This window comes from Flavobacterium facile, from assembly GCF_036321945.1.
Classification (GTDB): domain Bacteria; phylum Bacteroidota; class Bacteroidia; order Flavobacteriales; family Flavobacteriaceae; genus Flavobacterium; species Flavobacterium facile.
In genome coordinates, this window is the sequence record NZ_JAZAYT010000035.1 from 448,919 (window position 1) to 468,032 (window position 19,114).

Annotated in this window: 9 protein-coding genes; 5 read left to right on the top strand and 4 right to left on the bottom strand. The window is 33.0% G+C overall.

Features of this window, described 5'->3' with window-relative positions; all coding sequences use genetic code 11:
* Positions 1-4: 4 nt before the first annotated feature.
* Positions 5-1,771 carry a cytochrome c oxidase subunit I gene (locus tag UEQ13_RS14570; RefSeq protein WP_329807062.1) on the top strand — a complete coding sequence of 589 codons (1,767 nt, stop codon included), beginning with the start codon at positions 5-7 and terminating at the stop codon, positions 1,769-1,771.
* Positions 1,772-1,825: 54 nt separating this feature from the next.
* Here the strand turns inward: UEQ13_RS14570 and UEQ13_RS14575 are convergent, their stop codons facing one another.
* Genes UEQ13_RS14575 through UEQ13_RS14590 form a run of 4 tightly spaced genes read right to left on the bottom strand, consistent with a single transcriptional unit; the run spans position 1,826 to position 7,192 of the window.
* Complete coding sequence (locus UEQ13_RS14575; RefSeq protein ID WP_329807063.1) at positions 1,826-4,684, bottom strand: DEAD/DEAH box helicase; 2,859 nt, start codon at positions 4,682-4,684, stop codon at positions 1,826-1,828.
* 13 nt (positions 4,685-4,697) lie between these two features.
* A complete protein-coding gene (gene mgtE / locus UEQ13_RS14580; RefSeq protein WP_329807064.1) occupies positions 4,698-6,050 on the bottom strand; it encodes a magnesium transporter in 1,353 nt (450 codons plus the stop codon).
* Positions 6,040-6,816 carry a 16S rRNA (adenine(1518)-N(6)/adenine(1519)-N(6))-dimethyltransferase RsmA gene (gene rsmA, locus UEQ13_RS14585; RefSeq protein ID WP_329807065.1) on the bottom strand — a complete coding sequence of 259 codons (777 nt, stop codon included), beginning with the start codon at positions 6,814-6,816 and terminating at the stop codon, positions 6,040-6,042. Before rsmA ends, mgtE begins: the two co-directional genes overlap by 11 nt.
* A 49-nt stretch (positions 6,817-6,865) precedes the next feature.
* Positions 6,866-7,192, bottom strand: coding sequence for a DUF4286 family protein (locus UEQ13_RS14590; protein WP_166128928.1), 327 nt, complete (start codon positions 7,190-7,192; stop codon positions 6,866-6,868).
* Positions 7,193-7,698: 506 nt separating this feature from the next.
* Between UEQ13_RS14590 and ruvB the strand changes: the two genes are divergently transcribed.
* From ruvB to sov, 4 genes are all read left to right on the top strand, one after another.
* A complete protein-coding gene (gene ruvB / locus UEQ13_RS14595) occupies positions 7,699-8,721 on the top strand; it encodes a Holliday junction branch migration DNA helicase RuvB (protein ID WP_329807066.1) in 1,023 nt (340 codons plus the stop codon).
* Positions 8,722-8,840: 119 nt separating this feature from the next.
* Positions 8,841-11,138, top strand: a complete 2,298-nt coding sequence (locus UEQ13_RS14600) for an NADP-dependent malic enzyme (protein WP_329807067.1) — start codon at positions 8,841-8,843, stop codon at positions 11,136-11,138.
* A gap of 118 nt (positions 11,139-11,256) precedes the next feature.
* Entirely contained in the window at positions 11,257-11,838 is a 582-nt protein-coding gene (gene ruvA / locus UEQ13_RS14605; protein WP_329807068.1) for a Holliday junction branch migration protein RuvA, read from the top strand.
* A gap of 52 nt (positions 11,839-11,890) precedes the next feature.
* Complete coding sequence (gene sov / locus UEQ13_RS14610) at positions 11,891-19,063, top strand: T9SS outer membrane translocon Sov/SprA (RefSeq protein WP_329807249.1); 7,173 nt, start codon at positions 11,891-11,893, stop codon at positions 19,061-19,063.
* The last annotated feature ends 51 nt before the right edge of the window (positions 19,064-19,114 follow it).

Genomic DNA, 19,114 nt, shown 5'->3' on the forward strand with positions numbered 1-19,114 from the left:
TATTATGTCACACGATCACGGTCATCATAAAGACACTTTCATTACTAAATATATTTTTAGTATTGACCATAAAATGATTGCTAAGCAGTACCTAATTTCAGGTTTATTAATGGGGATTATAGGGGTAGTTTTATCTTTATTTTTCAGAATGCAAATTGCTTGGCCTGAAGAATCTTTTGAAATTTTTAAAATTTTCTTAGGAGAAAAAATGGCTCCAGGTGGAGTTATGAGAAATGATATTTACTTAGCTTTAGTAACTATTCACGGTACTATCATGGTATTCTTCGTGTTAACAGCAGGATTATCTGGTACCTTTAGTAACTTATTAATTCCATTGCAAATTGGTGCACGTGATATGGCGTCTGGTTTCATGAATATGTTATCATTCTGGATGTTCTTTATTTCTTGTATTATCATGATTTCATCTTTATTTGTTGAATCGGGTCCTGCATCTGCAGGTTGGACAATTTATCCACCACTTTCCGCTATTGAAGAAGCAATTCCTGGATCTGGAATGGGTATGACTTTATGGTTAGTATCTATGGCTATTTTCATCGCATCTTCATTAATGGGTTCTTTAAATTATATCGTTACTGTTATCAATTTAAGAACAAAAGGTATGACGATGACAAGATTACCACTTACAATTTGGGCTTTCTTCGTAACAGCAATTATTGGTGTTATTTCATTCCCAGTATTGTTCTCTGCAGCATTATTATTAATTTTCGATAGAAGTTTCGGAACTTCTTTCTACTTATCTGATATCTTTATCAAAGGTGAAGTTTTACATTATCAAGGTGGTTCTCCTGTATTATTCGAGCACTTATTCTGGTTCTTAGGTCACCCTGAAGTATATATCGTATTATTACCAGCTTTAGGAATTACATCTGAAGTAATCGCAACTAACTCTAGAAAACCAATTTTCGGTTACAGAGCCATGATTGCTTCTATTATTGCAATTGCATTCTTATCTACAATCGTTTGGGGTCACCACATGTTTATTTCAGGTATGAATCCATTCTTAGGTTCGGTATTTACATTTACAACATTATTAATTGCAATTCCATCTGCTGTAAAAGCGTTTAACTATATCACTACACTTTGGAAAGGTAACTTACAATTAAACCCAGGAATGTTATTCTCTATTGGTTTAGTGTCGACTTTCATTACTGGAGGTTTAACTGGAATCATTTTAGGAGACAGTACGTTGGATATTAACGTGCATGATACGTATTTCGTAGTAGCGCATTTCCACTTAGTAATGGGTATTTCAGCATTATACGGATTCTTTGCTGGGGTTTACCACTGGTTCCCAAGAATGTTCGGAAGAATGATGAACAAAACTTTAGGATATATCCATTTCTGGGTAACTGCAGTTTGTGCTTACGGAGTTTTCTTCCCAATGCACTTTATTGGAATGGCAGGTTTACCAAGAAGATACTATACTAACTCAAACTTCCCATTATTTGATGAGTTAGCTGATACAAACGTTTTAATTACTGTTTTTGCTTTAGTAGGTGCAGCGTTTCAATTAGTTTTCTTCTGGAATTTCTTCTACAGTATTTTCAAAGGTAAAAAAGCACCAATGAACCCATGGCGCTCAAATACTTTAGAGTGGACAGCACCTGTAGAACATATACACGGAAACTGGCCAGGAGAAATCCCAGCTGTACACCGTTGGCCATATGACTACAGTAAGCCAGGTCATGATGAAGATTTCGTACCGCAAACGACACCAATGAAAGAAGGTGAAGTAGAGTTACATCACTAAAATATAAAAGTCCCAATGAAAATTGGGACTTTTTTTGTTTTAAGTATTTTGTTTTTATCTTATTAATTCTTCAATATTATTAAAGATTTCATTGGTTACCTCTGTATCTACATCAAATATGGAATTTCCAAGCACTCTTTTTTTATCTTGTAATAGAATGATTTTTTCTTCAATGGTGTCTTTTGTTATGAATCTTAGAACTGTAACTTTCTCAGTTTGTCCCATTCTATGTGCTCTGGATAAAGCTTGGTTTTCCTTGTAAGGATTCCACCACGGATCTAAAAATAAGACATAACTTGCTTCTGTTAGATTCAATCCAGTTTCCCCCGCCTTTAATGATATAAAAAATAATAACGGCTGTGGTTTGTTCTGAAAATTATATACTAATTGTTCTCTAGTTTCTTTATTCGTTTTCCCCGTTAGTGTTTGAAAATTGATTCTATTCTCTTTACACCAATTTTCATATATGTTAATATGTTTTACAAAGGAACTAAACAATAATACCTTTTTGTTATTCGCCACTAAGGTTTGAATTTTAGTTGTGATGGCAATGAATTTTCCTGATTCTATATCTAAATTTTCATCTATTAATTTTGGATGATTGCTCCATTGTCGTAACCGAAGTAACGATTTTAATATTTGAATGCGATCTGGTTTGTCTTTATCTATTGAAAGTATTGAATTTCTTGCTTTCGACTTTTCTTTCTCATATTCCTTAGCTTGTTCGGCACTCAACTCACAATATATTACTTGCTCTGTTTTTTCTGGCAGTTCATTTAGTACTTCTTCTTTAGTTCGTCTCAGTATAAAAGGACTCAATATTTTTTTTAACTCGAGTAATTGATTTTCATCCTGTTTTTTTTCAATCGGATCTGAATAATTTTTCTTAAAGTATTCAAAATTCCCAAGTATGTCTTTATTAATTAATTGCATTTGCGACCAAACATCTGATAATGAATTTTCAATCGGAGTACCACTCAAAACAATTTTTTGTAGGGCCGAAATAGTAGCTAAATTTTTGTAAGCAACGGATTCTTTGTTTTTAATATTTTGACTCTCATCTACTATGATGAAATTAAACCCTATTTTATTTAGTTCCATTACATCTTTATTTAAGGTGCCATACGTAGTAAATACTAAATCGTAATTCTTCAATCTGTTTAGTATTGTTTTTCTTGTTGGTCCGAAATAGGTAATACAGTGAAAAAAAGGAGTGAATTTTTTGCTTTCTTGATACCAATTAAATAATAACGATTTGGGTGCCACAATTAAGGCTTTCACTTTAGTTTTTTGTGGTTCGATAGCGGCAAATAAATCGGTTGTGATTTCTGGATCTGTTGTTTTTTTTAATAAGTTGTTTTCTTGTATTGTTGCCAAATAACTTAATATCTGTATGGTTTTTCCTAAGCCCATATCGTCGGCTAAACAAGCGCCATATCCGTTTTGAAATAATTGCAGTAACCAATTCACACCATAGGTTTGATAAGGTCTTAATGTAGCCTTGATTTGTGTTGAAATCGGTATAGTTTGTTGTTCTTGGATGGTGTAATCTGTGTTTTCTAGTAAAGCTACCTTTGTTTTCGCTAAGGTTGCTGTTTCCTCAGAAGTTACAACCAGATGTTTCACTAATGAACTGTATTTACTAAACCATTCTTCCGGAATCATAAATATACTTTGGTCAGGAAGTTCGAAAGTAAATTTTTTCTGTTCTAGATAAGGAATAAACTTTACAAATGGAATCGTAAAATTTCCTATGGTAACTCCAATCTTTACATCAAACCAATCATTTTTTTCTACAACTTGTGTTTGAATTTGATAAGCAGCTGGATTGATTTTCTTATTGCCATATAAAAAGGTTCCAATAGTAAAATTATAGTTTTCTAATGTTTTTTTATGAATTTCTAGATATTGATATAAAGAATTTGTAGTAGAAGTTAAGTGCCATTTTTCTTGTCTTGTATCTTTAAATTCAAAGTTGTCTAACAAAGCAATTTGTGTAGTTTCTTCTGATTTGTTTCGTTCTGTCAAAGTGACTTTGATTTCTTCGTTTTCAAAATCAATAGAAACTTGTTTTTTTCGTTTTTCTTCTGAACTAAATCTTACGTCGTGATAACCAAATTCTAAATAAAAATAAGGTTTGTTTTTAAAGAAATCTACTTCAGTAACTATAGTGCAATTTGTTAGTGTGTTTTGATGGATAATTTCAAATCCATTGGTATGAATCGCGACCTTTTGTACTATATCTTTTATAAATGTATTGAAATAAGAAGCCAACATACGTTGTGGAACTTCTATAGTGGTTTTGGAAAGAAAAGGTTTTAGTTTATTCGTGTTGATATTTTTTAAAACTACTAATTCAGCATTCATTACAAACCAAAATGTGGTATTGGTAAGTAAATGTATGTTTTCTTGACATGGAATAATCGTTTCGTTTTCCTGTTGTAAATACAATTCATACGATAAACCATCTTCTTTTTTATTGAAATGTAAACTTACATCATACGCTTTTTCCGTATAAGTTATTTTTTTAGACGTAAAATCTTTTTCGTGAAACAGATTTAAAGTAAGTTGAATTTGTTGTCCTTTCGCCAGCACAAGTAATTCATCAATACGATCATCTAAATATTGAAAATAAAAAGTAGCTAACGATTTATCTTCCAAAAAAGAGCCTTTTTTGACTTTCTTATTAAATCGTTCTAGAAGTTTTTCGGGTTGTAAAAGCGTTAGAATTTCGAATATTCTGGAGATTTCTTTACCAATTTGCTTCGGTTCTATTCCGAAATGTTGTAAAACTTCTGGTGTCGCTTTTTTTTCTATATATCTGAATTCCTTTGCGTGGTTGATATATAGCGTAGGTAAATACGCTTTAAGTTCTTGATGATAAGAAAAATCAAGAATAAAAAAATAATCCATTATGAAAATAAACTTAAATTTCTAAAACCAATCTTGCAATGGAAAAGTAAATGATAATTCCCATAATGTCATTACTAGTTGTAATAAATGGGCCAGTGGCTAATGCTGGATCGATACCGTATTTGTCTAATACAATTGGAATAAATGTTCCAACTAGTGAAGCAATTACAATAACCGTTAATAAAGCCACAGAAACGGTAATTCCTATAAGGAAAGGATAACCAAGTAGGAAATGACTGCCAAGTATTAAAATACCGGCTAAAATGCTTCCGTTTAATAAGCTTAACGATAATTCTTTTAACAATCGGTTCCACAAACTTCCATTAATGGAATTATTAGCCAAACCTTGTACTACAATCGCACTTGATTGTACACCAACATTTCCAGCCATCGCCGCAATTAATGGTGTAAAAAACAAAATCGTTCTATGACCTTCCATAGTTGGTTCAAAAATACTTAAAACTTTTACCGAAATAAATCCACCAAATAAAGCTAAAACTAGCCATGGCAAACGCGCTTTGGTTAATTCCAAAATGCTATCATCCGCCTCAACGTCTTGTGAAATACCGGCAGCTAACTGGTAATCTTTATCCGCTTCTTCTTTTATAATATCAATAATGTCATCAATCGTAACACGACCTACTAATCTATCTAATTCATCAATAACTGGAATCGCTTCCAAGTCATATTTTTGCATGATTCTAGCTACTTCTACATCTTTAGTTTCTACACGAACGTAATCCACTTTTTTAATATAAATATCGCCAATTTGTGTTTTAGTAGAAGTTGTCAATAAATCTTTCAAAGACAAACGCCCTTTCAAACGGTCTTCGTCATCTACAACGTATATTGAATGTACTCGAGTCACATTTTCTGCTTGATGACGCATTTCTTTCACGCACGTTAATACGTTCCAGTTTTCGTTCACTTTTACTAACTCTTTCGCCATAATACCACCAGCGGTATTTTCGTCATAACGTAAAAGGTCAACAATATCTTTGGCGTGCTCAACATCTTCTAATTCAGAAATTACTTGCGCTTTTTTAGATTGTGGTAATTCGGCAATAATATCCGCCGCATCATCTGTGTCTAATTCGTCAAGCTCTTCTGCAATTTCTTTGGCTGATAAACTTCGTAAAATGTTTTCACGAACTTCCTCATCCAATTCTAGTAATATTTCTGCTGTAATTTCTGAATCTAATAAGTTGAAAAGATAAATGGCTTCGGAAGTATCCAAATCATTCATAATTTCCGCTATATCAGCAAAGTGAATTTCATGCAAAATCGTTTCCAACTCAACAATATTATTTTGTTGAATTAAATTCTCAATTTGCGTGATAAGTTCTTTACTGATTTTAAATTCCATCGGCAGCTATTTTTTGAGTCAAAGCAATGAATTCTTCAACTGACAATTGTTCTGGTCTTTGTGCAAATATAATATCTTCTTGTAATTTATCTGATAAATTTAAAGTTTTTAAACTATTGCGTAAGGTTTTTCTTCTCTGTTGAAAAGCAGTTTTTACCACTTTAAATAAAAGTTTTTCATCACAAGGCAATTCGTAATTCTCTTTTCGAGTCATTCGCATCACACCAGAATCTACTTTAGGTGGCGGATTAAACACAGTTGGAGGAACTGTAAATAAATATTCTACATCATAAAAAGCTTGCGCTAATACAGATAAAATCCCGTACACTTTGCTTCCTTTTTTGCTACAAATTCTTTCCGCAACTTCTTTCTGAAACATACCAGAAAATTCCGGAATTTGATCTCTCAACTCCAAAGTTTTAAACACAATTTGTGTAGAAATATTATATGGAAAATTCCCAATAATAGCAAATTGCTCGTTTTTAAAAGCCGTTTGCCAATCGTGACGTAAAAAATCTAAAGAAAAAATATTATTATTTAATTTTAAATAATGCGCTTGTAAATAATCAACAGATTCTTTGTCAATTTCAACTACAAAAGTTTCGTAGGGTTTCTCCAATAAGTATTTGGTTAAAACTCCCATACCCGGACCAATTTCTAATACTTTATTATAGTTAGAGCCAACCAAAGAATCGGCAATTTGTTGCGCAATGCTTTCATCCGTAAGGAAATGCTGACCTAAATGTTTTTTGGCTTTAACTGACATATATTTTTATTTTTTTCTTAAACTTCCAACTTCCAGCTTCAGAATTTCTCTAGTTTTCGTTACTAAAAAATTCGTTAATAACTTCTAACTCGGTTCTAAAAGCTAACATTTTATCACCAAACAAACGCATACCTTCTTCTCTCAATTTTGGGGCATAGGTTTTGTAATATTCCTGAAGTTTTTCATTACTTTCCGCAGAATATTGAATCGAATAAGTTGTGCCACCCATTTCTTCTTCTACTAAAACTCTAGAAAGTTTCGCTTTATAAAAACAACCTGTAGCTAAAACTTCTCCAATATGTTTGGTTTTTAACCAATTTAACCATTGGTCGTGTGCGCTTTCGTCAATGTTTATGGTAACATTATAAATAATCATGTGCTCAATTTTTTACAAAGATACTTTTTTAATATCAATGACAATAGCAATGCTAAAATTCAATTATTTTTAATTTGGGCGTGCCCCTTCGGGTCGGGCTTTCCGTTCCCGCTTTTTTTGTCCCGAAAAAAACGGAACAAAAAAGAGCTCCTCTGCAATCCCTCACGCAAGAAACCGTATTTCAATCATAAAATTCTCAACTCAACATCATCAACACAGATTTAAGAAATTATTAAAATTTTAGAAATTTCTTAAATCTGTGTTTAAAAAACTTATATTACTTAAATGTTTAAAAATCCGCACAAATCCCTTACCATAATGCAATAAAAAAATAAAACGCTAAATCCGCATGCCAAACTTAAATGCGCTATGTTGAGCGGAGCGACTTTATTCAAAATCTAAATTATGTGCCTATGTGTTTAAAAACTCATACAACTTAATGTTTAAAAATAAAAAAACTCCCAACTCCCAACTCTCAACTCCCAACTTAATATTATATTTGTAACATGAATGAAAATTTAGATCCCAACAAAGAGCGTTTTACACCGCAAGAAATAGATGTTGAAAAAGCATTGCGTCCGTTAAGTTTTGACGATTTCGCAGGCCAAGACCACGTGCTTGAAAATTTAAAAATATTTGTTGCAGCCGCCAATCAGCGAGGCGAAGCGTTGGATCACGCCCTTTTTCATGGTCCTCCAGGATTAGGAAAAACCACTTTAGCTAGTATTTTGGCGAATGAGTTGGGTGTGGGAATCAAAATCACTTCAGGTCCAGTGTTAGATAAACCAGGAGATTTAGCTGGTTTGTTAACTAATCTTGATGAACGTGACGTTTTGTTTATTGACGAAATTCACCGTTTGTCACCCATTGTGGAGGAATACTTGTATTCTGCTATGGAAGATTACAAAATCGACATCATGATTGAATCAGGACCGAATGCACGTTCTGTACAAATCAACCTAAATCCGTTTACTTTAGTCGGAGCTACAACACGTTCTGGATTATTAACCGCTCCTATGCGTGCGCGTTTCGGAATACAAAGTCGTTTACATTATTATAATACCGAATTATTAGCCACAATTGTAGAAAGAAGTTCCGGAATTTTAAATGTTCCAATCGATTTAGAAGCGGCCATTGAAATTGCTGGTAGAAGTAGAGGAACACCTCGTATCGCAAATGCATTATTACGAAGAGTTCGAGATTTCGCTCAAATAAAAGGAAACGGAAAAATTGATATTGAAATTGCTCGTTATGCCTTAAAAGCATTAAATGTTGATGCGAATGGCTTGGATGAAATGGATAATAAAATTTTATCAACCTTAATTGATAAATTCAAAGGCGGTCCAGTTGGGCTTACTACTTTAGCAACTGCCGTTTCAGAAAACGGAGAAACTATTGAAGAAGTATATGAGCCTTTTTTAATCCAAGAAGGCTTTTTAATGCGAACACCTCGCGGCCGTGAAGCTACCGAAAAAGCCTACAAACATTTAGGCAGAATTAAGGGATTAAATCAAGGAGAACTGTTTTAACACGTATTCTCTAATTTTTTGTTTAAACAATTCACAAAAGAAATCGTAACTTTTTAAACAATCGCTATTGTTATTTCATTGCTTATTTTATCTTTGTAAGTCGATGCAAATGAATATATATGTCTAATAACAACAAAAGAAGAGAAGCCCTACTATATCACGCAAAACCAACGCCTGGGAAAATTCAGGTCGTGCCTACTAAAAAATATGCTACCCAACGAGATTTGTCTTTGGCCTATTCACCAGGAGTGGCAGAGCCGTGTTTGGAAATCGCAAAAGATGTAAATAACGTTTATAAATATACCGCTAAAGGAAATTTAGTAGCTGTAATTACCAATGGAACAGCCGTTTTAGGTTTAGGAAATATTGGACCGGAAGCTTCAAAACCCGTAATGGAAGGAAAAGCGTTGCTGTTTAAAATATTTTCTGACATCGATGTTTTTGATATTGAAGTCGACGCGACAGATATTGATAAATTCGTAGAAACCGTAAAAGCGATTGCACCAACTTTCGGTGGAATTAATTTGGAAGACATCAAAGCACCAGAATCTTTCGAAATTGAAAGAAGATTGGTTGAAGAGTTGGATATTCCTGTGATGCATGACGACCAACATGGAACCGCTATTATTTCTTCGGCAGCTCTTTTAAATGCATTAGAAATTGCAGAAAAAGATATTACGAAAGTAAAAGTTGTCGTTTCAGGAGCGGGTTCAGCAGCTTTAGCTTGCGCGAATTTATACGTGCTATTAGGAGTGAAACCTGAAAACTTATACATGTTCGACGTAAATGGTTTACTAACAACTTGTAGAGATGATGTTTCGGAATTACAAATGCGTTATGCGAAATCTTGTAAACCAGGACCATTATCTGAAATTATAAAAGACGCCGATATGTTCTTAGGATTATCGGTTGGAAATATTTTAAAGCCAGAAATGTTATTGTCAATGGCGCCTAATCCAATTGTGTTTGCGATGGCGAATCCGGAACCGGAAATTGATTATAACGTGGCAATTAATACGCGTGAAGATATCATTATGGCAACCGGTCGTTCTGATTATCCAAACCAAGTAAATAACGTATTAGGATTCCCTTATATTTTCCGTGGTGCCTTAGATGTTAGAGCTCGAAAAATTAACGAAGCGATGAAAATGGCTGCTGTTAGAGCGTTGGCAGAATTAGCAAAAACACCTGTTCCAGAACAAGTAAATATCGCTTATGGCGAAAAGAAACTGGTTTTTGGTAAAGATTATATCATTCCGAAACCTTTTGATCCACGATTAATTTCTACTATTTCTCCAGCAGTGGCAAGAGCAGCAATGGAAAGTGGTGTAGCCGGAATTGAAATTACAGATTGGGAAAAATATGCCGATGACTTGCAAGAGCGTTTAGGAGGTGATAATAAAATTGTAAAATTACTTACGAACAGAGCTAAAACAGAACCGAAAACTATCGTTTTTGCTGAAGCAGATCAGTTAGATGTGTTAAAAGCCGCTCAAATTGTTCATGAAGAAGGTATTGGAATTCCAATTTTATTAGGAAATTTAGAAATCATTCAAGAATTAAAAGAAGAAATTGGTTTCGATGCCGAATTAAAAATCATCGATCCAAAATCTAAAGAAGAAGATAAAACTAGAGAAAAATACGCGCAATATTTCTGGAAAACCAGACAACGCAGAGGAACCTCATTATTAGATGCTCAAAAATGGATGCGTGAACGTAACTATTTCGCAGCCATGATGGTAAATGCTGGCGATGCAGATTGTATGGTAACTGGATATTCTCGTAGTTATCCAAATGTGGTAAAACCTGTAATGGAGTTAATCGACAAACAACAAGGTGTTGGCCGAATTGCTACTACAAATATCATGAATACTAAACGAGGTCCGTTATTTTTGTCTGATACCGCAATTAACCCAAATCCATCTGCGGAAGAATTAGCGAAAATTGCTTTAATGACTGCAAAAACAGCGAGAATGTTTGGGGTTGAGCCTGTTATTGCCATGATCTCATTCTCTAACTTTGGTTCTTCTTCTAACGAAAGTCCAATTAAAGTAAGACAAGCCGTTAAATATTTACACGAAAATCATCCTGAACTAATTGTAGATGGAGAAATTCAAACCGATTTTGCGTTAAATCCAGATATGCTAAAAAGTAAGTTTCCTTTTTCTAAATTAGCTAGTAAAAAGGTAAATACTTTAATTTTTCCTAATTTAGATGCGGCAAATATTACCTACAAAATGCTGAAGGAATTAGATAAAGTGGTTTCAATTGGACCAATTATGATGGGATTAGAAAAACCAGTGCATATTTTTCAATTAGGAGCAAGTGTAGAAGAAATGGTAAATATGGCTGCAGTTGCCGTAGTTGATGCCCAAGAAAAATTGAAAAATAAATTAAAAGTAAAAGGCAAAAAGTAGAGACGCGATTTATCGCGTCTAGAAGAATAAAAAGAAACGCGATTTACGGGATAATAATTTAAAAATAGCATTGCAAACCTTGCAAATACATAGCGAGTTTAGCAGTTAAAAAAAACATATGATTGCACACATTCAAGGAAAATTAGTAGAAAAAACACCCACAGAAGTGGTGATAGAATGTAATGGCGTGGGCTACGAAATTCATATTTCATTGCATACCTATTCTCAAATTCCTGAATCTGAAAATGTCAAATTATATACTTTTTTACAAGTAAAAGAAGATTCACATTCCTTATTTGGATTTGCAGATAAAAAAGAAAGAGAATTGTTTAAATTACTAATTTCTGTTTCAGGAATTGGTGCGAACACTGCAAGAACCATGCTTTCGTCTTTAAATCCAGAACAAATTATTCAAGCAATTGCTTCCAATGATGTGGGAACAGTCCAATCGATAAAAGGAATTGGACTTAAAACAGCACAAAGAGTAATTTTAGATCTGAAAGACAAAGTATTAAAAATATATGCCATCGAAGAAATTTCTGGTGGTTCATACAATACAAACAAAGAAGAAGCGTTATCTGCATTAGAAGTTTTAGGTTATATTAGAAAAAATGCCGAAAAAGTATTAGAAAAAATCATTGCTAATAGTCCAACTGCAACCGTAGAAGACTTAATCAAACAAGCTTTAAAAGTATTATAATTTGGGAAAATTATTCAAAAATATAGTTTCAAAAACTAGCATCGCTATTTTTATGATGTTTGCTAGTGTTTTTGCATTCGCACAAGAAACACCAGTTAAAGAACAAGATTCAGTGAAAACTGGCTATAGTGTTGGTCAAATTGCTATGCCTAATCCGAAAAGTATTATTGACGCGTATACTTATGATCCTGCAACAAATCGATATATTTATACGTCTTCTGTAGATGGTTTTAATATAGATTATCCATTAATTTTAACTCCTGAAGAATACGAGAAGTTGGTACGAAAAGAAACCATGCGCAAGTATTTTCAAGAAAAACTTAACGCAGTTGATGGAAAAAGAGCCGGTTCTGAAGAAGCGAGAAAGAATTTATTGCCAAGATTTTATGTAAATAATAAGTTTTTTGAAGCTATTTTTGGAGGAAATACAATTGATGTAAAACCGAGTGGTTCTGTTGAAATTGACTTAGGTGTACGATTTACTAAACAAGATAATCCATCCTTTTCACCAAGAAACAGAAAAACTACAGCCTTCGATTTTAATCAACGAATTTCAATGGGTTTACAAGGAAAAGTTGGAACACGTTTAAATGTAAATATTAATTACGATACACAATCTACTTTTGCCTTTCAAAATTTAATAAAACTTGATTACTCGCCAACTGAAGACGATATTTTACAGAAAATTGAAGTCGGAAATGTGAGTTTTCCAATTTCGAATTCTTTAATTCGTGGCGCGCAAAGTTTATTTGGTGTGAAAGCACAATTTCAATTCGGTAAAACTACTTTCACAGGAGTTTTCTCAGAACAAAAATCACAATCAAAAACGATTACAACACAAGGTGGTGGAACAATTCAAGAGTTTGATTTCTTCGCTTTAGAATATGATTCAGACAAACACTATTTCTTATCACAATATTTTAGAAACAACTATGATAACGCGTTAAGAAATTATCCTGTAATTGATTCACGTGCACAAATTACAAGAATTGAAGTTTGGATTACCAACAAGCAAAACAGAGTGACTCAAACAGACAATAATTTAAGAAATATTATTGCGCTACAAGATTTAGGAGAATCACAGTTAACTTCTACTCCAGATAATGAAGTGGTTGGTACCGATTTAACATTAAACCCAACCCTGTTTAGTGTTGCGCCAAATACACCAACGGATAATAAAAACAACAAATTCAATCCAGATCCTTTGTTAATTGGTCAACCAACCAGTTTTTTAAAACCTGCTATTAGAGAAATCGCAACAGCATCTCAAGGTTTTAATTTGGTTTCTAATCCTACAAGTACTTTTTCTGAAGGGATTGATTACTCGAAATTAGAAAATGCAAGAAAATTATCTACTTCAGAATATACTTTTCATCCACAATTAGGATACATTTCCTTAAATCAGAAATTACAAAACGATGAAGTTTTAGCTGTAGCTTACCAATATACTGTTGGAGGTGAGGTGTATCAAGTAGGGGAATTTGCTAATGATGGTATAGAGTCAACAACAGTTGATCCAGCAGGTATTCCAAAAACTCAAGCGTTGCTTTTAAAAATGTTAAAAGGAAGTTTAATCAATGTTAGCGAACCAAGTTGGGATTTAATGATGAAAAACATCTATCAAATTCCAGGTGGAAACCAATTACAACAACAAGATTTTAAATTCAATATCTTATACCAAGATCCTTCGCCATTAAATTATATTTCACCTGTAGCCGGAACGCCTTTTCCAGATGAAAACAATCCAGTTTTAAATATTCCTTATACGGTTACGAAAACACCATTATTAAAAGTATTTAATTTAGATAAGTTAAACTTTACGAATGACCCACAACCAAATGGAGACGGATTTTTCGATTTTTATCCGGGTATTACTGTTGATTCTCAATACGGAAGAATTATTTTTACAACAGTTGAACCTTTCGGTAAAACCTTATTTGATAAATTAAGTTTAGCTGCGGAAGATTATAATGTTCCTTTATTATATAATGACAATCAGGAGAAATACGTTTTCAGAACCTTATATAAATCTACACAAGCTGCAGCTTTACAAGAAAGTGCAAAAAATAAATTCAAATTAAAAGGTAGTTTTAAATCTTCAGGTGGTGACGGAATTTCTTTAGGTGCATTTAATGTTCCACAAGGAAGTGTTGTTGTATCCGCCGGAGGAAGAATTTTAGTTGAAGGTGTAGATTATACAGTAAATTATCAAGCAGGTCGTGTTAATATTTTAGACCCTTCATTACAAGCTTCCAATACACCAATTAATGTGTCATTAGAAAATAATTCTGTTTTCGGACAACAAACGAAACGTTTTTATGGTTTAAATGTAGAACATAAATTCAACGAAAAGTTTTTAGTTGGAGCTACTTTCCTGAAAATGACAGAAAGACCTTTTACTCAAAAAGCAGATTATAATCAAGAATCGGTAAACAATACAATAGTTGGTATCAATACGAATTTCTCTACAGAAGTGCCTTTCTTCACAAGATTAGTAAATAAATTACCTAACATTGAAACAGAAGCGCCTTCTAATTTATCTTTCCGAGGAGAATTTGCTTACTTATTTCCAAATGCACCAAAAACAGCTGATTTTAATGGTGAACCTACTTCATACATTGATGACTTTGAAGGTTCTCAATCTAATATCGATTTAAAATCGCCACTATCTTGGTCATTAGCCAGTACACCAATTGGTTTTGGAGGTGAATTAAATGAAAATGATTTAGCCTACGGATATAAAAGAGCCAAATTATCATGGTACAATATTGACCCCGTTTTTTATGTAGATCAACCTGCAGGAATCGATGATAATGATATTTCTACCAATAGAACAAGAAGAATTTTTAGTCAGGAATTATTTCCAAATATTGATATTCCACAAGGGCAATCAAACGTAATTAGTACGTTAGATTTAACCTATTATCCAAAAGAAAGAGGGCCTTATAACTACAATCCAGTTGCGGCTTCCAATAACCAGTTTCCTGCTATAGACGCTCCAAACAATTGGGGTGGAATAATGCGTGCCATCAATACAACAAATTTTGAACAATCTAATGTGGAGTATGTTCAGTTTTGGATGTTAGATCCTTATTTTGGTACTACTTCAGATGTGACCAGTCCAACAAATACGGGTATGTTAACCTTAAATTTAGGTGAAATTAGTGAAGATATTTTAAAAGATGGAAGAAAACTATATGAAAACGGTTTGCCAGAAAATGGAGGTTCTCAGCCAACAGTTCCTACAAACTGGGGTAAAGTTCCAGCTTCACAATCTTTAATTTATGCTTTTGATACTAATGAAGGAAATAGAGGCGTTCAAGATGTTGGTTTAAATGGATTAAATGACACAGAAGAAAAAATCAAATATCCAGCTTTTGCTAGTTTTGGTGACGCTTCTGCAGATAATTACAATTATTATTTGAATGCTTCAGGTACTATTTTAGATAGATATAAAAACTATAACGGACTTGAAGGGAATTCTCCTATCACAGTTACAGATACCAATAGAGGTAATTCAACTATTCCGGATGTGGAAGATTTGAATAGAGATAATACCATGAATACTATTAATGCGTATTATAAATTTAATATTCCAATTTCTCCCAATCCAGTTGTGGGACAAAATTATGTTTCGGATGTCTTAACAACAACCGGCAGTGTTCCTAATGGAGATGGAATTCCTGTGAGATGGGTACAATATAAAATTCCAATTTTAGAAGCTACTGCGGCTAACATTGAAGGACCAATTACGGATTTCAGAACCATTCGTTTTATGAGAATGTATATGTCTGGTTTTAGTGATGAAGTAACACTTCGTTTAGGAACTTTAGATTTAGTTCGTGGAGAATGGAGACGATATGTGAATTCATTAGATGCTTTAGATGCTGATGTTTCCAATGACGACACAGGTTTTGATGTGGTTGCCATAAACGTTCAAGAAAACGGAAGTAGAAGTCCGATTCCTTATGTAGCACCTCCAGGTGTTGATAGAGAACAATTGTACAATAACAATACAGTTATTAACCAAAATGAGCAATCATTATCATTAAGAGTGTATAAAAAAGACCCAGCACTTGTTGGGTTAGGCGGATTAGAAGAAGAAGATGCCAGAGCCGTATTTAAAAATGTAAATGTAGATATGCGTCAATATAAAAAACTTCGTATGTTTTTACACGCAGAACCTTTACAAGTTGACGTTGCTGGCGGAAATGATTTAAAAGATGACGAAATGGTTGCTTTTATTCGTTTAGGAAATGACTTTACGGATAACTTCTATCAAATTGAAATGCCTTTAAAAGTTAGTGATTTAAATGCTCGTACTGCTGAAGATATTTGGTTGGCAGATAACGAAATTGAATTGCCATTGGCATTATTAGCTAGAATAAAAAGTTTGAATATTGCAGGTAATCTTCCAACTCCAGATGCAAACGGAATTTCTTATTTAAATGAAAATGCTTTAGGTTCTGATAAAAAAAGAATGACTATTGGTATAAAAGGAAATCCAAATTTCGGACAAGTGAGAACCTTGATGGTCGGGCTTAAAAACAATACCGATCCAACGCTACCAACAGGTTCAGTTAGAGGAGAAGTTTGGTTTAACGAGCTTCGTATGTCTGAAATTGATAACAAAGGTGGTTATGCTGCAGTTGCAAATTTAGATACGAATTTAGCCGACTTCGCAACGTTCTCTGCAACAGGTCGATTAAGTACAATTGGTTTTGGAGCTTTAGAAGAAGGTCCGAATGAAAGAAGTAGAGAAGATGTAAAACAATATGATATCGTTTCTAACTTTAATGTTGGGCAATTATTACCAAAGAAATGGAAACTAAATTTGCCATTTAATTATGCTGTTGGCGAACAAATTATTACACCAAAATACGATCCATTATATCAAGATTTAGAGTTGAAAGAAGTAATTGCTGCCGAATCTGATGCTAATAAAAAAGATGAAATTGAAAACCGCGCCATCGATTATACAAAACGTACAAGTGTTAACTTTATTGGTGTAAAAAAAGATCGTGGAGAAAAACAAAAACAACGTTTCTATGACGTGGAAAATGTAACACTTTCGTATTCGTTTAACGAAATGTTACATCATGATTTCCAAGTTGAAAACTTAGTAGATCAACAACAAAAATCATCAATAGATTATGCTTATTCTTTTAAACCATTGTCATTTGAACCGTTTAAAAAGAATAAGTTTTTCAAGAAAAATGCATATTATAAAGCGTTAAGTGATTTTAATTTTAATTTCTTACCAAGTAATATAACATTTAATTCTAATATTGTCAGACAATTTAATCGTCAACAATTCCGTTTGGTTGATGTTCAAGGTGTCGGTTTAGATCCATTGTATAGAAGAAATTATTTCTTTAACTATCAATATGGAGTGAATTTCCCAATTACAAAATCGTTAAAATTAAATTATACAGCAGCTAATAATAACATCGTTCGTAATTATTTTGATGCACAGAACAACCCAATTAACGACTTAGATATTTGGAATGATTATTGGAATTTCGGTAGCGCCAATACACACAACCAACAAGTAACAGCTAATTACGATTTACCAATTAATAAAATCCCAGCTTTAAGTTTTGTGAAATCATCATATGTGTATACTGGAGATTATAGTTGGCAACGCTCTTCAGATGCATTTGCAACTTTTCAAGCTTTAGATGGAACAACCTATCAATTAGGAAATACCATTCAAAATGCTAATTCGCACAAAATTAATACAGCATTAGATATGAATGCGTTTTATAAATATATTGGTTTAACAGTTAAAAAACAGAAAAAGCAACCTGCAAACGTTAAAAAAACACCACCAAAACCAGGAGAAAAAGTAGTAAATGCTACTCCAAAAGTAACTCAAGAAGAAAGAAATGGTTTTGCTAAGTTTGGAATTGGTTTACTTACTTCTGTAAAAAACATACAAGTAAATTATTCCGAATCTGGTGGAACATTATTACCTGGATATTTACCAGGATTAGGTTTCTTTGGAACATCTCGTCCAACTTTAGGGTTTGTTTTCGGAGATCAATCGGATATTAGATACGAAGCAGCTAAAAGAGGTTATTTAACTAATTATCCAGAGTTTAATCAGAGTTTTACGCAAATTAAATCGAAAAAATTAGATTATACTGCAAGAGTAGAATTTATTCCAGATTTAGTTATTGATGTTAACGCAGAACGAAATATTACAGAAACCTATTCAGAACAATATGATGCAGTTGGAGGGAATTATAATTCACTTGCACCTTACAATACTGGGAATTATAGTATTTCTACAATAATGATTAAAACCGCTTTTAAACCAAGTGATGAAAATCAATCTGAAATTTTTGATAGATTCCGTAAAAACCGTTATGCAATGGCAACTCGTTTGGCGGAACAATATTATGGAACTTCAAATTATGTTTTAGACGCAGATGGTTATCCTGATGGATTCGGAAAAAATAGTCAACGTGTTTTAGTTCCAGCCTTTTTATCTGCTTATACAGGAGTAAAAACATCTTCTGTACAAACAGGTTTGTTTTCTAATTTTCCATTGCCAAACTGGACATTAAAATACACGGGTTTAATGAAGTTGGCATGGTTTAAAGATAATTTTAAACGTTTCTCTATGCAACACGGATATCGTTCAAGTTATAGTGTAAATGCTTTTAGAAGTAATTTAAATCCAGTAGTTAGAGATCAAAATGATAATGTTTATGCAGATATTATTACTTCGAATGTTAATTTAACAGAACAATTTAATCCTTTGTTTAATGTCAATTTCGAATTGAAAAATTCGTTAAACATTATGGCTGAAATTAAAAAAGACAGAAGTTTAAATATGAGTTTCGATAATAATTTATTAACAGAAGTTCAAGGTAACGATTATACAGTTCGTGTAGGTTATAGAATTAAAGGCGTTCAGTTCAATTCAAAATTAGCCGATAATGCACAAGGAATGATTAAAAGCGATATCAATTTAAAAGCCGATTTCACACTTCGTAAAAACATGACAATCGTTCGTTATTTAGATTATGATAACAACCAATTAGGAGGCGGCCAAAATATTTGGTCATTTAAGTTAACCGCAGAATACTCATTTAGTAAGAATTTCACCGGTATTTTCTTCTATGATCATCAGTTTTCAAAAGCGGTTATATCAACAGCGTTCCCGCTTACAAATATCCGTTCAGGAATTACATTACGTTATAATTTCGGAAATTAAAAAATAAAAATTAATAGTAAATTTTAAGAATATAATTTACATTTGTCAAAA